The sequence below is a fragment of the Diaphorobacter sp. JS3050 genome, from assembly GCF_013154915.1.
Taxonomy (GTDB): Bacteria; Pseudomonadota; Gammaproteobacteria; order Burkholderiales; family Burkholderiaceae_C; genus Diaphorobacter; species Diaphorobacter nitroreducens.
This window is the reverse complement of record NZ_CP053553.1, coordinates 1,177,934-1,191,085: the sequence shown is the minus strand read 5'-3', so window position 1 is coordinate 1,191,085 and position 13,152 is coordinate 1,177,934. Positions and strand designations below refer to the sequence as shown.

Annotated in this window: 15 protein-coding genes and 1 pseudogene; 7 read left to right on the top strand and 9 right to left on the bottom strand. The window is 66.0% G+C overall.

From position 1 onward, the window contains the following. Positions 1–38 precede the first annotated feature (38 nt). The 3 genes from HND92_RS05930 to HND92_RS05920 all read right to left on the bottom strand — a co-directional run bounded on the left by HND92_RS05930 (position 39) and on the right by HND92_RS05920 (position 2,156). Positions 39–305 carry a hypothetical protein gene (locus HND92_RS05930; RefSeq protein ID WP_047349587.1) on the bottom strand — a complete coding sequence of 89 codons (267 nt, stop codon included), beginning with the start codon at positions 303–305 and terminating at the stop codon, positions 39–41. 193 nt (positions 306–498) lie between these two features. Continuing rightward, on the bottom strand, positions 499–1,011 hold the full coding sequence (locus HND92_RS05925) for a hypothetical protein (RefSeq protein WP_015912652.1): 513 nt from the start codon (positions 1,009–1,011) through the stop codon (positions 499–501). Between the two features lie 23 nt (positions 1,012–1,034). Beyond that, complete coding sequence (locus HND92_RS05920; RefSeq protein ID WP_103737320.1) at positions 1,035–2,156, bottom strand: cupin domain-containing protein; 1,122 nt, start codon at positions 2,154–2,156, stop codon at positions 1,035–1,037. Positions 2,157–2,209: 53 nt separating this feature from the next. Between HND92_RS05920 and HND92_RS05915 the strand changes: the two genes are divergently transcribed. Next, positions 2,210–2,734, top strand: coding sequence for a peptidylprolyl isomerase (locus HND92_RS05915; RefSeq protein ID WP_172206456.1), 525 nt, complete (start codon positions 2,210–2,212; stop codon positions 2,732–2,734). A gap of 94 nt (positions 2,735–2,828) precedes the next feature. On the opposite strand, the gene HND92_RS05910 is transcribed toward HND92_RS05915, so the two are convergent. From HND92_RS05910 to coaBC, 3 genes are all read right to left on the bottom strand, one after another. After that, the gene (locus HND92_RS05910) at positions 2,829–3,326 is read right to left on the bottom strand and encodes a glycine zipper 2TM domain-containing protein (RefSeq protein ID WP_015912649.1); all 498 of its coding nucleotides are present in this window, start codon (positions 3,324–3,326) and stop codon (positions 2,829–2,831) included. A 166-nt stretch (positions 3,327–3,492) separates the two neighbouring features. Beyond that, a complete protein-coding gene (gene dut, locus HND92_RS05905; RefSeq protein WP_015912648.1) occupies positions 3,493–3,939 on the bottom strand; it encodes a dUTP diphosphatase in 447 nt (148 codons plus the stop codon). Positions 3,940–4,036: 97 nt separating this feature from the next. Continuing rightward, on the bottom strand, positions 4,037–5,257 hold the full coding sequence (coaBC, locus tag HND92_RS05900; protein WP_011804440.1) for a bifunctional phosphopantothenoylcysteine decarboxylase/phosphopantothenate--cysteine ligase CoaBC: 1,221 nt from the start codon (positions 5,255–5,257) through the stop codon (positions 4,037–4,039). A gap of 91 nt (positions 5,258–5,348) precedes the next feature. Between coaBC and HND92_RS05895 the strand changes: the two genes are divergently transcribed. The 6 genes and pseudogenes from HND92_RS05895 to HND92_RS05870 all read left to right on the top strand — a co-directional run bounded on the left by HND92_RS05895 (position 5,349) and on the right by HND92_RS05870 (position 10,317). Beyond that, positions 5,349–7,007 carry a CTP synthase gene (locus tag HND92_RS05895; RefSeq protein WP_172206454.1) on the top strand — a complete coding sequence of 553 codons (1,659 nt, stop codon included), beginning with the start codon at positions 5,349–5,351 and terminating at the stop codon, positions 7,005–7,007. Positions 7,008–7,022: 15 nt separating this feature from the next. Beyond that, entirely contained in the window at positions 7,023–7,880 is an 858-nt protein-coding gene (gene kdsA, locus HND92_RS05890; protein WP_011804438.1) for a 3-deoxy-8-phosphooctulonate synthase, read from the top strand. 4 nt (positions 7,881–7,884) lie between these two features. After that, positions 7,885–8,175, top strand: a pseudogene (locus HND92_RS05885) (DUF1330 domain-containing protein). A gap of 83 nt (positions 8,176–8,258) precedes the next feature. Then, positions 8,259–9,545, top strand: coding sequence for a phosphopyruvate hydratase (gene eno / locus HND92_RS05880; RefSeq protein WP_015912643.1), 1,287 nt, complete (start codon positions 8,259–8,261; stop codon positions 9,543–9,545). Between the two features lie 26 nt (positions 9,546–9,571). Continuing rightward, positions 9,572–9,856, top strand: a complete 285-nt coding sequence (locus HND92_RS05875) for a septum formation initiator family protein (RefSeq protein ID WP_011804436.1) — start codon at positions 9,572–9,574, stop codon at positions 9,854–9,856. Then, positions 9,853–10,317 (top strand): hypothetical protein, encoded by a 465-nt coding sequence (locus HND92_RS05870; protein ID WP_172206452.1) that lies wholly within the window; start codon positions 9,853–9,855, stop codon positions 10,315–10,317. Before HND92_RS05875 ends, HND92_RS05870 begins: the two co-directional genes overlap by 4 nt. 92 nt (positions 10,318–10,409) lie before the next feature. Here HND92_RS05870 and HND92_RS05865 read toward each other — a convergent pair whose 3' ends face one another. The 3 genes from HND92_RS05865 to HND92_RS05855 form a co-directional block, all read right to left on the bottom strand. Continuing rightward, entirely contained in the window at positions 10,410–11,396 is a 987-nt protein-coding gene (locus HND92_RS05865) for an Hsp33 family molecular chaperone HslO (RefSeq protein WP_172206450.1), read from the bottom strand. A gap of 32 nt (positions 11,397–11,428) precedes the next feature. Next, positions 11,429–11,953 carry a gamma carbonic anhydrase family protein gene (locus tag HND92_RS05860; RefSeq protein WP_123675117.1) on the bottom strand — a complete coding sequence of 175 codons (525 nt, stop codon included), beginning with the start codon at positions 11,951–11,953 and terminating at the stop codon, positions 11,429–11,431. A gap of 61 nt (positions 11,954–12,014) precedes the next feature. Further along, positions 12,015–13,094, bottom strand: a complete 1,080-nt coding sequence (locus tag HND92_RS05855) for an IS630 family transposase (RefSeq protein WP_005801445.1) — start codon at positions 13,092–13,094, stop codon at positions 12,015–12,017. Positions 13,095–13,152: the final 58 nt, after the last annotated feature.

The window sequence follows — 13,152 nt, the reverse complement described above, 5'->3', positions numbered from 1 at the left end:
AAGCCCGACCCTTGGAGGGGCCGGGCATCAGAGTGTTCTTACTTGGCTTCGGAAGCGGCAGCGCCGGTAGCGGCGGCAGCAGCAGCATCAGCAGCTGCCTTGGCGGCATCGGAAGCTGCGTCGGTAGCGGCAGCAGCAGGTGCCTCGACAGACGCTGCGGCCGCGGGAGCAGGCGCGGGCTCAACAGCCGGTGCGGGAGCAGGAGCTTCCACAGGAGCGGGAGCAGGTGCGGGCTCTTCCTTCTTGCCGCAAGCGGCGAGAGCGGCAGCAGCGATCAAAGCAGCCAGAACGACGGAGTTCTTCATTTGGTGTCCTATCAAGCGGAACGATTGTTATCAAACAGCCCAACGCCGCCATCCACGCGGCTAGTCAGGCAGTGGCGCTACGCTTTGCGAAGCAAACGCCGGGGGCAAAACCAGTTCGGAATTATAGAAAGATTTCGTCAATAGTAGATAACACGAATAACTGGCTACCCTTGTTACAAAGAGGGTGAATCCGTCACAGGCCAAGTACGGATGCAGGGAATCCAGGAGTGCTCTTGCGGTCTACCCACTCCTGCAGCGATTCGCGCAGGATGATGCGGCGCTCCGGCTCGGCGCCGGCGACGCCGTTGCACCGCACCGGGTCGTGCCGCTGCAGCGCCCACAGCGGCGACCACAGTGCACTGGGCACATCCTGCGGATCTGCGACGGACGCCTTGCGGCAGACAATGATGTGGTCCCAGCGCACGCGCCACTGCACAAAGCGCGCGTGCCGCCGCACGATTTCATCGAACCCCGCCGCCACCAGCACGAAGCGCCGCCCCGCCCGCGCCCAGTCCTGCAGGGAATCGGCCACGGAGCGCTCCCCCAACGGCCAATCGTGGAAGCTGGCGTCCGACAGGATGAGCTCGGGCCAACCTTCGCGCGCAGCGCATGCCAGGGCATCGCGCACCAGTTGCTGAAATGCCACCCGCCCTTCAAACCGGCCGGCGGGCAGCGATGACTGTGCGTGCGAGATGGCGTCTTCCATGGTTTGTCTCCGGCGGCGACACGTCAGGCCTGCGCGCCCGCATGGGCCCAGCCTGCCTCGCACCAGGCGGACAGCAGCTCCAATGCTTCATCGCTCGCCCGCGCGAGGTCCCGCGAGTCCAGGAGACGCTCGTCGGCCAGGCGACGCATCAGTACCGCATCGCGACCGGCCGCGCGATAGCTTTCGCCGTTGATGAACACATGCCTGTCGTCATACATCATGCGCGTGCGCCGGTCCAGCACCACGCTCTCCAGCATGCCCGCCGGAGACGGCTCGAACCATACGTTGGGCTTGGGTTCGGTCAGAGCCTCGCCCAGTGCGCACTCCAGCGCCTGAGGCTGCTGCAACGCGCGCTGCACCACCTTGCGTGCGAAGTCTTGCAACGCGGCCGGGATGGCTCCCGGGTTCGCAACAGCGGACTGCTGTGCGTCACGGTAGATGGCCCCCTCCTCGTCGGCCGCCGCCTCCGCCATGCGCTGCAGCACCTCATGCGCCAACTGGGCACCATTGGGCGAGCGAAAGCCGATGGAATAGGTCATGCATTCCCCCTCGGCAATGCCATCGTGGGCCCAGCCCGGGGGCAGGTAGAGCATGTCGCCGGGCTCGAGCACATGCTCTTCTTCGGGCTCGAAAGCCGCGAGGATCTTCAGCGGCAAGCCGGGGCGCAGCGTCTTGTCCTTTTGCCGGCCAATGCGCCAGCGCCGCCGCCCATGGGCCTGCAGCAGGAAGACGTCGTAGTTGTCGAAATGCGGCCCCACGCCTCCGCCGTCGGTGGCGTAGCTGATCATCAGGTCATCAAGCCGCGCCTCGGGCACGAAACGGAACTGCTGTAGCAGCGCGTGCACGGCATCGTTGTGCAGATCCACGCCTTGCACCAGCGCGGTCCAGCGCGGCGTGGCCAGGGACGGCAGGGAGCGGCGTGCCAACGGCCCGTGGCGCAGCACCCATTGGCCGGCCTTGTCCTGGATGAAGCGCGACTCCACACCGTCCTGCCCCGCCAACTCCAGCAGTTCGGCGCGGCTCAGCAGCGGCTTGAAGCCGGGGATGGCCTGGCGCACCAGCAGCGGCTTCTTGTGCCAGTGGCGGCGCATGAACTGCGCCGGGCTCAGGCCCCCGAGCAGGGCCAGCGGTTGTTGAACGTCCATGGAATCGAAATGGCCGCGCGCGCGGCAGGGCAGTGAACTGCGACAATTCTCCTATGGAAATTACCGAACAATGTGTGGTCGCCTTGACCTGGGTCCTGAAAGACACGCTGGGCGAGAAACTGGATGTGCTCGACGATCCCGTGGAATTCCTCGTGGGGGGCGACGACCTGCTGGGCCGCATCGACCAGGCCCTGCAGGGCCATGGCGTCGGCGCCGAACTCTCGCTGCACCTGGAGCCCGAGGAAGCTTTTGGGGACTACCAGGACAAGCTGCTCTTCCTGGAGCCCCGCCAACTGTTTCCCGCGGATATCGAAGAAGGCATGACGTTCGAGGGAACGGCTTTGCCCCAAGGCGTCAACCCCGATGCACCGCGCGACGCGCTGTACACCGTGGCGCAGATCTACCCTGAGCACGTGGTGCTGGACGGCAACCATCCGCTGGCAGGCATCGCACTGCGGCTACAGCTCAAGGTGCACGCGGTGCGCGAAGCCACGGAGGAAGAAATCGGCCGTGGCACAGCGGGCACGGGGTTCTTCCGCATTCAGCCGCAGGCGCCGGGCAGCGACCTGATCCACTGAACCACGCACCTTTCGACACACAGCCCCAAAAAAACGGGCTCCCCTCGGGAGCCCGTTGTGTGTGCGCGGCGCCGCCATCGGCGCGTCAATCGTCTTACATGCGTGATATCTGTCCGCCATACAGCCGCACGCGGTCTCCGGTGCGCAAATCGCCTGGCGACGGCACTTCGTATACCCGCTGGCCGCCCCGGTCCAGGTTCACCGTGATGCGATAGGCCTCGTAATCGCCGGTGTTATTGCGGCCTTCGATGGCGTTGCCCGCCACCGCGCCACCCACGGCCCCGATGGCAGTGGCCGCCGTGCGGCCGGAGCCCGAGCCAATTTGATTGCCCAGCACGCCGCCCACGACGGCACCCAGGATCGCGCCAGCGCCGGACGTGCGGTTGCGCGCCTGCAGTCCTTCGATGTAGGCCACGGTGCCGTATTCGGTACCTTGCTGATTGGGGTAGGTGGTGTATCCCGGCGCCGGTTGGCTGGTGTAGCCGGGCGTCGGATGGTAGTCAGAATAGCGCGGCTGTTCGGCGCAGGCGACCAGTGCGCCAGCCACCAGCGCGGAGCCGGCCAAGGCGATGAAGCGGGAATGAGGACGCATGGAAATCTCCTTGGTTCAACAATGCAAGCATGGCTACATGAAAGCGGCCACCCATTGGGAGATTGAAGCACCACAGCATCCTGCACACTGCCGGCCATGCCCGGCGGGCCTCGTAGTGAAGTGCGCACCCGCCATGTAGGCATGGTGCCGACAGCGGCGCTGGCGCTCAGTGCTTGCCCGTGGAGCCGTAGCCGCCCTCACCGCGCTCGCTGGCCGGAAACTCCTGCACCACGTTGAACTGGGCTTGCACCACCGGCACGATGACCAACTGCGCCAGGCGCTCCATGGGTTGCAGGGTGAAGGCCTGGGGGCTGCGGTTCCACGCGCTGACCATGAGTTGCCCCTGGTAGTCGCTGTCGATCAGGCCCACCAGGTTGCCCAGCACGATGCCGTGCTTGTGGCCCAGCCCCGAGCGCGGCAGGATCAGCGCGGCATAGCCCGGGTCCTGAAGGTAGATGGCGATGCCCGTGGGCACCAATTGCCAGGCGTTGGGCTCCAGCGTGAGCGGCGCGTCCAGGCACGCGCGCAGGTCCAGCCCCGCGCTGCCGGGCGTGGCATACGTTGGCAATTGATCCGCCATGCGGGGGTCGAGAATCTTGACGTCGATTTTCATGGGAGCAGAGGTTCAAAGGAATGGTCGAGCGGCGTCACGCCGGCAGCACCGCGAGCCGAGCCCGCGATCATCGCCCAACCGGTGCGCCCCTACCCGCTCAAACGGCGGCAAGGCGCCGCGCGATCTCCGCCACGAGCTGATGGCCCAGCGCCTCCTTGGAAGCACGGGGCAGTTCACGATGGCCCTGCGCGTCGACCAGCAGCAGCGCATTGTCGTCCTGCCCGAACGTGGCCGGGCCGATATTGCCCACCAGCAACGGCACGCCCTTGCGCTCGCGCTTGGCGCTGGCATGCTCCAGCAGGTTCTCGCTCTCGGCGGCAAACCCCACACAGTACAGACGGCCAGCGCGCGCGCGTTCGGTGCGCGCCACCGTGGCCAGGATGTCGGGGTTCTCCACAAACTCCAGCGCCGGCACGTCGCCCGTGCCGTCCTTCTTGATCTTGTGCAGCGCAGCAGTGGCGGGACGCCAGTCCGCCACCGCGGCCGTAGCTATGAAAATAGTAGCTTCTCGCGCTTGCTCCTCAACGATTGCAAGCATATTTTTTGCTGAACGCACGTCGATGCGGCGCACGCCCCGCGGGGTGGGCAGATGCACCGGCCCGGCGACCAATGTGACCTGTGCGCCAGCGGCACGCGCCGCGCGGGCAATCGCAAAGCCCATCTTGCCGCTGGACAGGTTGGTGATGCCGCGCACCGGGTCAATGGCCTCGAAGGTGGGGCCAGCGGTAATCAGCACGTGCTGGCCCGTAAGCAACTGGGGGGTGAAGAAGGCCTCCAGTTCCTCCAGAATCTCCGCGGCCTCCAGCATGCGGCCGTCGCCCGTCTCGCCACAGGCCTGGTCACCAAAGCCCACGCCCAGCACCGTTGCGCCGTCGCGCGCCACCTGGGCCAGGTTGCGCTGAGTGGCCGGGTGGCCCCACATCTCGCGGTTCATGGCGGGGGCCAGCAGCAACGGCACCCGATCCCGGGGCCGTGCCAGACACAGCAGGCTCAATAACTCGTCGGCCCGCCCCTGCACCAGCCGCGCGATGAAGTCCGCGCTGCACGGCGCAATGAGGATCGCGTCCGCCTCGCGGCTCAGGTTGATATGGGGCATGTTGTTCGCCTCGCGCGCGTCCCACTGCGAGGTGTAGACGCTGCGTCCCGACAGCGCCTGCATGGTCACGGGCGTGATGAACTGCGCAGCCGCCTCGGTCATGACCACCTGCACCGTGGCGCCGGCCTTCACCAGCAGCCGGCACAGTTCCGCCGATTTGTAGCAGGCCACGCCGCCGCTCAAGCCCAGGACAATGTGTTTGCCAGCCAACTGTTCGTTCATGGGGGCGCAATTTAGCAGAGGGCATGGCCCCTGCCACTGCATCCCTGCAGTGGGCTGATTACAATCCCAATTTCCCACCACCATCAAAGACATGACCAAATTCGTCTTCGTCACCGGCGGTGTGGTGTCTTCCCTGGGCAAGGGAATCGCCTCAGCCTCCCTTGCCGCGATCCTCGAATCGCGGGGTCTCAAAGTCACCCTCATCAAGCTCGACCCGTACATCAACGTGGACCCGGGCACCATGTCGCCCTTCCAGCATGGTGAGGTCTTCGTGACCGACGATGGCGCCGAAACCGACCTGGACCTGGGCCACTACGAGCGCTTCATCGAAACGCGCATGAAGCAGGCCAACAACTTCACCACGGGCCGCATCTACCAGAGCGTGCTCGAAAAGGAGCGCCGCGGCGACTACCTCGGCAAGACCGTGCAGGTGATCCCGCACGTGACCAACGAGATCCAGGAATTCATCAAGCGCGGCGCGGGCATAGACACGGACGACGCCGTGGACGTGGCCATCTGCGAGGTCGGTGGCACGGTGGGTGACATCGAGTCCCTGCCCTTCCTGGAGGCCGTGCGCCAGCTGTCGCTCAAGCTGGGGCCGAACAACTCGGCTTTCGTGCACCTGACCTACCTGCCCTGGATCGCCACGGCCGGCGAGCTCAAGACCAAGCCCACGCAGCACACGGTGCAGAAGCTGCGCGAGATCGGCATCCAGCCCGACGCCCTCCTGTGCCGCGCCCAGCAGGCCGTGCCCGACGAGGAGCGCGAGAAGATCTCCCTGTTCACCAACGTGCCCGAGTGGGGCGTGATCAGCATGTGGGACGTGGACACCATCTACAAGGTGCCACGCATGCTGCACGAGCAGGGCCTGGACGGCCTGATCTGCGACAAGCTGCGCCTGAACACGCCGCCCGCCAACCTCAAGCGCTGGGACGCGCTGGTGCACGAGACCGAGCACCCGCAGGGCGAGGTGAAGATCGCCATGGTGGGCAAGTACGTGGAGCTGTCGGACGCGTACAAGTCCGTCAACGAGGCGCTCAAGCACGCCGGCATGCAAAGCCATGTGCGCGTGAAGATCGACCACCTGGACTCGGAAGACATCACCGACGCGAACGCTCGCGAGCGGCTCGGTGCCTACGACGCCATCCTCGTGCCCGGGGGCTTCGGCAGCCGCGGCGTGGAGGGCAAGATCTCCACGGCGCGCTACGCGCGCGAGCACCAGGTGCCCTACCTGGGCATCTGCCTGGGGATGCAGGTGGCCACCATCGAATACGCGCGCCACGTGGCGGGCCTGCAGGGCGCCAATTCCACCGAGTTCGACCCCGCCACGCCGCATCCGGTCATCGCCCTGATCACCGAATGGAAGGACGAGGACGGCACCATCAAGACGCGCTCCGAGAATTCCGACCTGGGCGGCACCATGCGCCTGGGCGCGCAGAGCTCGGACGTGCAGCCCGGCACCCTGGCGCACAGCATTTACGGCGACGTGGTCACCGAGCGCCACCGCCACCGCTACGAGGCCAACGTGCAGTACCTGGACCGCTTGCGCAGCGCCGGGCTGGTGATCTCGGCGCTCACGCAGCGCGAGCACCTCACCGAGATCGTCGAGCTGCCGCAGAGCGTGCATCCCTGGTTCATCGGCGTGCAGTTCCACCCCGAGTTCAAGTCCACGCCCTGGAGCGGCCACCCGCTGTTCAACGCCTTCATCAAGGCGGCCGTGGAACACCAGAAGCCAGCGGCGAAAGCCTGATTGGAAGGAAAGCCCATGCAGCTGTGCGGATTCGACGTCGGCCTGGACCAACGCTTCTTCCTGATCGCGGGCACCTGCTCCATTGAAGGCCTGGAGATGTCGCTCGACGTGGCCGGCCAACTCAAGGAGGCCTGCGCGCCGCTGGGCATCCCGCTGATCTACAAGGGCTCGTTCGACAAGGCCAACCGCTCGTCCGGCACCAGCAAGCGCGGTGTCGGCCTGGATGCCGGTTTGAAGATCCTTGACGAAGTGCGCCGCCAGTTGCAGCTGCCCATCCTGACCGATGTGCACGACACCTCGCACGTGGCCGAAGTGGCCAGCGTGGTCGACGTGCTGCAGACCCCGGCCTTCCTGTGCCGCCAGACGGATTTCATCCGCGCCGTGGCGCAAAGCGGCAAGCCGGTGAACATCAAGAAGGGCCAGTTCCTTGCGCCCTGGGACATGAAGAACGTCATCGACAAGGCCCGCGCCGCCGCGCGCGAGGTGGGCCTGTCGGAAGACCGCTTCCTGGCCTGCGAGCGCGGCGTGAGCTTTGGCTACAACAACCTCGTGGCCGACATGACCAGCCTGGCCGAGATGCGCAATTCCGGCGCGCCCGTGGTGTTCGACGTGACCCACTCGGTACAGAAGCCCGGCGGCCTGGGCGCCGTGAGCGGCGGCGCGCGCGACATGGTGCCCGTGCTGGCCCGTGCCGGCGTGGCCGTCGGCGTGGCGGGCCTGTTCATGGAAACGCACCCCAAGCCCGCCGAGGCCTGGTCGGACGGCCCCAACGCCGTGCCGCTCAAGCACATGCGCGCGTTGCTTGAAACGCTGGTGGCGCTCGACGACGTGACCAAGAAGAACGGTTTTCTCGAAAACAACTTTGGAGCCTGACACCATGCCCAGCGGCTACATCATCGCCAACGTCCGCGTGACCAACCCCGCGCAGTAAGAGGAATACAAGAAGTGGTCCACCGCCGCCTTCGCGGCGCACAACGCCGAGATCTGCGTGCGTGGCGGCCAGGTGGAGGTGATGGAGGGCGACTGGCAGCCCGAGCGTGTGGTGATCGCCAAGTTCCCCAGCTTCGAGGCGGCCAAGGCGTTCTACCATTCGCCCGAATACGGCAAGGCCCGTGCGGCGCGCGAGGGCGCGGCCATCATGCGGCTGGTGTGCGTCGAAGGCCTTTGATGCTACCCATTTGATAGCTGCCAGCGCTTGATGGAAAAGCGCTAGCGGCCAATTTGATTAAAAACTCCCGCAAAAGGAAACCCATGAGTGCCATCGTTGACATCGTAGGCCGCGAAGTGCTGGACAGCCGCGGCAATCCCACCGTCGAATGCGACGTGCTGCTGGAATCGGGCGTGATGGGCCGCGCGGCCGTGCCCTCGGGCGCGTCCACCGGCTCGCGCGAAGCCATCGAGCTGCGCGACGGCGACAAGGCCCGCTACCTGGGCAAGGGCGTGCTCAAGGCCGTGGAGCACATCAACACCGAGATCAGCGAGGCCGTACTGGGCCTGGACGCCTCCGAGCAGGCCTTCCTGGACAAGACCCTGATCGACCTGGACGGCACCGACAACAAGAGCCGCCTGGGCGCCAACGCCATGCTGGCCGTCTCCATGGCCGTGGCCCGCGCCGCCGCCGAAGAGTCCGGCCTGCCCCTGTACCGCTACCTCGGCGGCATGGGCGGCATGCAGCTGCCCGTGCCGATGATGAACGTCATCAACGGCGGCGCGCACGCCAACAACAGCCTGGACCTGCAGGAGTTCATGATCATCCCCGTGGGCGCACCGAGCTTCCGCGAGGCCGTGCGCTGGGGCGCCGAGGTGTTCCACGCGCTCAAGAAGATCATCCACGACAAGGGCATGAGCACCGCCGTGGGCGACGAAGGCGGTTTTGCGCCTTCCGTGGAAAACCACGAAGCCGCCATCCAGCTGATCCTGCAGGCGATTGAGGCCGCCGGCTACACCGCGGGCGAGCAGATCGCCCTGGGCCTGGACTGCGCCGCCAGCGAGTTCTACAAGGACGGCCAGTACGTGCTGGAAGGCGAAGGCGGCCTGCGCCTGACCGCCCAGCAGTGGACCGACATGCTCGCCACCTGGTGCGACAAGTACCCCATCATCTCCATCGAAGACGGCATGGCCGAGGGCGACTGGGACGGCTGGAAGACCCTGACCGAGCGCCTGGGCCAGAACGTGCAGTTGGTGGGCGACGACCTGTTCGTGACCAATACCAAGATCCTGAAGGAAGGCATCGACAAGCGCATCGCCAACTCGATCCTCATCAAGATCAACCAGATCGGCACGTTGACCGAGACCTTCGCCGCCATCGAGATGGCCAAGCGCGCCGGCTACACCGCCGTGATCAGCCACCGCTCGGGCGAGACCGAGGACTCGACGATCGCCGACATCGCCGTGGGCACCAACGCCGGCCAGATCAAGACCGGCTCGCTCTCGCGCTCCGACCGCATCGCCAAGTACAACCAGCTGTTGCGCATCGAAGAAGACCTGGGCGACATCGCCTTCTATCCCGGCCGCGCCGCGTTCTACAACCTGCGCTAAGCCCACCCGCGCCGCTGCGCCCCGCCATGGGCACACGCATCGTTCCGCTCGCCCTGCTGCTGCTCCTCGTGGGGATCCACGCGCAGCTGTGGACCGGGCGCGGCAGTGTCGGCCATGTAGAGGACATGCGCCGGCAGATCGCCGCCCAGCAGGCGGCGAATGCGCAGGCGCGCCAGGCCAATGAGCGCCTGGCCGCCGAAGTGCAGGACCTGAAGGACGGCCTGGAGATGGTCGAGGAAAAGGCGCGCAGCGAACTGGGCATGGTCAAGCCCGGCGAGATCTACGTGCACGTCACCCCGGCCCGCAAGTGAGCCTCTCGCCCGGCCCCGTGCCCGGCGCTGCGGCGGTGCGCATCGCGATCCTGGGTGCGCACGCGCCCGCCTGCACCACCTTGCGCGACGGCATCGCTCAGCACTGTCCCGCGCTCGCAGTCGCGGCGGCCGGCCCCGATCTGCCAGCCCTGCCGGCGGACCTCACGCTGCTGTGCGCACTGGACCTTCCCGATGCACACGAGCTGCAACTGCGCGCCGCGCTGGCCCAGGCCGGCACGGCCTACCAGGTGCTGTACGGGCCGCCAGCGGCGCAACTTCGCAATGCACTAAACGCTATTGATTTAATAGCTACTCGCGCTTTCCCATCAAGCGCAGAAGTCGAATTGAAACCTGAACCCAGCCGTCCTCGGCTGCGCGCTTGGGGTTGCGAAGAATGCGTGGAGCCCCAGTGCGAGCACCGGCTGTTCACCGCGCTGCGCGGCCTGGGTGCGGGGGCGTGAGGCGGACGCTTCACGCTCGTTGAAGCGCGACCACCTGCAGCGCCGCGGCGCGCAGGCTGGCTCGCGAAAGCCGCCCAGAGCGGCCGCCTGGATCACTGCATGCGCGACGGCGCGGGCGGCTGCTTGTGCGGATCGGTGAACAGCTGCGCGGCATCCACCGGGTCGAAGTGGTACTGCTGGCCGCAGTATTCGCAGCCCACCTCGATGTTGCCACGCTCCTCCAGGATGCTCTCGACCTCTTCCGTGCCCAGGCTGCGCAGCATGTTGCCCACACGCTCGCGGCTGCAGGAGCACGCGAAGCGCGGGCCGCTATCGCCCTGCTGAGGCGCGAAGCGCAGCAGTTTTTCCTCCCAGAACAGGCGGCGCAGGATGGTGTCCACGTCCAGCGTGAGCAGCTCCTCGCGCGTGAGGCTGCTCGCCAGGGTGGCGATACGGTTGTAGTCCTCGTTGCGGCCGATCTGGTCCTCGTCCTCGCGCCCATGGCCGCCGGCCAGGTTGGCCTCGCCCTTCAGGGGCATGCGCTGGATCAGCACGCCCGCGGCCACCTGGTCGTTGGCAGCCAGCACCAGGGTGGTATCGAGCTGCTCGGACTGCAGCATGTAGTGCTGCAGCACGTCGCTGAGCTTGTGCAGCTTTTCCTGGTGGTCGCCATACAGCGGCACCACACCCTGGTAGGGCTGCTGGCCGGGCAGACGGTCCTTGGGGTCCAGCGTGATGGCGCAGCGCCCGCCGCCGCCCACGTTCACCATGTCCGGCAGGCCCGCGTTCGCGGGCAGTTCGCCCAACACCGACGCGGTGGCGCGCAGGCTCAGGTCGGACTGCACCTCTGCCACGGCCAGCTTGACCGGGCCGTCACCAAAGACCTGCAGCACCAGCGCGCCGTTGAACTTGATGTTCGACTGCATCAGCACGCCGGCGGCGGCCATCTCACCCAGCAGCTCGCTCACGGGCGCGGGGTATGGCCCCGTTTCGGTGTTGGCCGCGCGGCGGCGCAGCAGCTCTGTCCAGGCGTCGGTCAGGCGCACGATCATGCCGCGCACGGGCAGGCCATCAAACAAAAACTTGTGCAGTTCGGACACGCAGTATTTCCAGTCAATCAACGGCCGGGCTATTACCCCAGCTTGCGCAGACCCGCCTTGAAGCGGCGCGCGTTTTCCATGTAATGCCGCGCACTCTGGCGCAGTCCTTCGATCTGCTCGGGCGTGAGCTGGCGCACCACCTTGGCCGGACTGCCCAGGATCATCGATCCGTCGGGAAACTCCTTGCCCTCGGTGACCAGCGAGCCGGCGCCCACCAGGCAGTTGCGGCCGATCTTCGCGCCGTTGAGCACGATGGCGCCAATGCCGATCAGTGATTCATCCCCGACGGTGCAGCCATGCAGCATGACCTGGTGGCCCACGGTGACGCGCTCACCGATCACCAGCGGCTGGCCGATGTCGGCGTGCAGCACGCTCGCGTCCTGCACGTTGGTGCCCGCGCCGATGGTGATGCGCGCCGTGTCGCCACGCACCACGGCGCCGAACCATACGCTGGCGTCCTCGCCCAGCACCACGTCGCCCATCACCTGGCCACTGTCGGCCACCCAGGCCGATGCGGCCACCTGCGGCGCCACGCCGTCGAGTTCATAGATCGCCATCGCTTGTCTGTCTCCGTTGTTTGTGTAGGGGGAACCTAGTGTGGTGTCTCAAAAGTAATCATCAAATAATGGTACTCGCTGCCCGCGCCACAGATGCCAAGATGGTGTCCGCACTTTTATGCCACACGAACGGCTTGGGATCCTCGTTGTGACGATCAATGTATTCCCGTATGGATTGCTCCAGCTGAGCAACGCTGGTGTGGGCGCTGCGCTTGATCCACTGCTCGCTGATCTGGCTAAAGAAACGCTCGACCAGATTGAGCCAGGACGCTGAGGTGGGCGTGAAGTGAACGTGGTAGCGAGGATGGGCTGCTAGCCAGGCCCGCACTGCCTGCGTCTTGTGCGTGCCGTAGTTGTCCATGATCAGGTGGATGTCTTGTTCGCCTGGCACCGCTGCATCGATGGCTTTGAGGAACTGCAGGAATTCCACACTGCGGTGACGGCGCTTGAGCTGTCCTATGACTTTGCCAGTGGCCACATCCAGCGCTGCAAACAGCGACGTTGTGCCATGGCGCTTGTAATCGTGCGTGCGCGTGCTGGGTTTGCCAAACGTCAGTGGTAACCCTGGTTGGGTGCGATCCAGAGCCTGGATCTGGCTCTTCTCGTCCACGCACAGCACCAAGGCGCGATCGGGTGGTGCCATATACAGCCCCACCACATCCCGTACCTTGTCCACGAAATGGGGATCCGTCGATAGCTTGAAGGTTTCTTGCAGGTGCGGCTTCAGCCCAAAGGCATGCCAGATGCGCTGCACCGTCGCGGGCGATACGCCAGCGTGCCGACTCATCTGGCGCACGCTCCAGTGCGTGGCGTTGTCAGGCTTGCTCTGGCGAACCTTGTCCACAATGAGCTGAACCTGCTCGTCGCCCACACTGCGCGGGCGGCCAGCGCGCGGGGCATCGGTCAAACCCGCCAGACGATACGCCCGGTAGCGCCGCCGCCACTTGGAGACAGTTTGCACCGTCGTGCCCAAGCGTTGGGCAATCATGGTGCCCGACTCCCCATCTGCGCAGCCCAGCACGATTCGCATGCGCAGCTTCTCGTCCTCGGGCGCTTTGCGTACGCGCAGTCGCGCATGCAGCTCTGCGCGCTCGGCATCGGTGATCTGCAGCTTCGTGGCGGGGCGTCCAGGGTGGGCCATCGGCGTAGTCTCCTATAAGGAAGCTGATTCGACCAACACCGGTCAAAATAGTTCTATC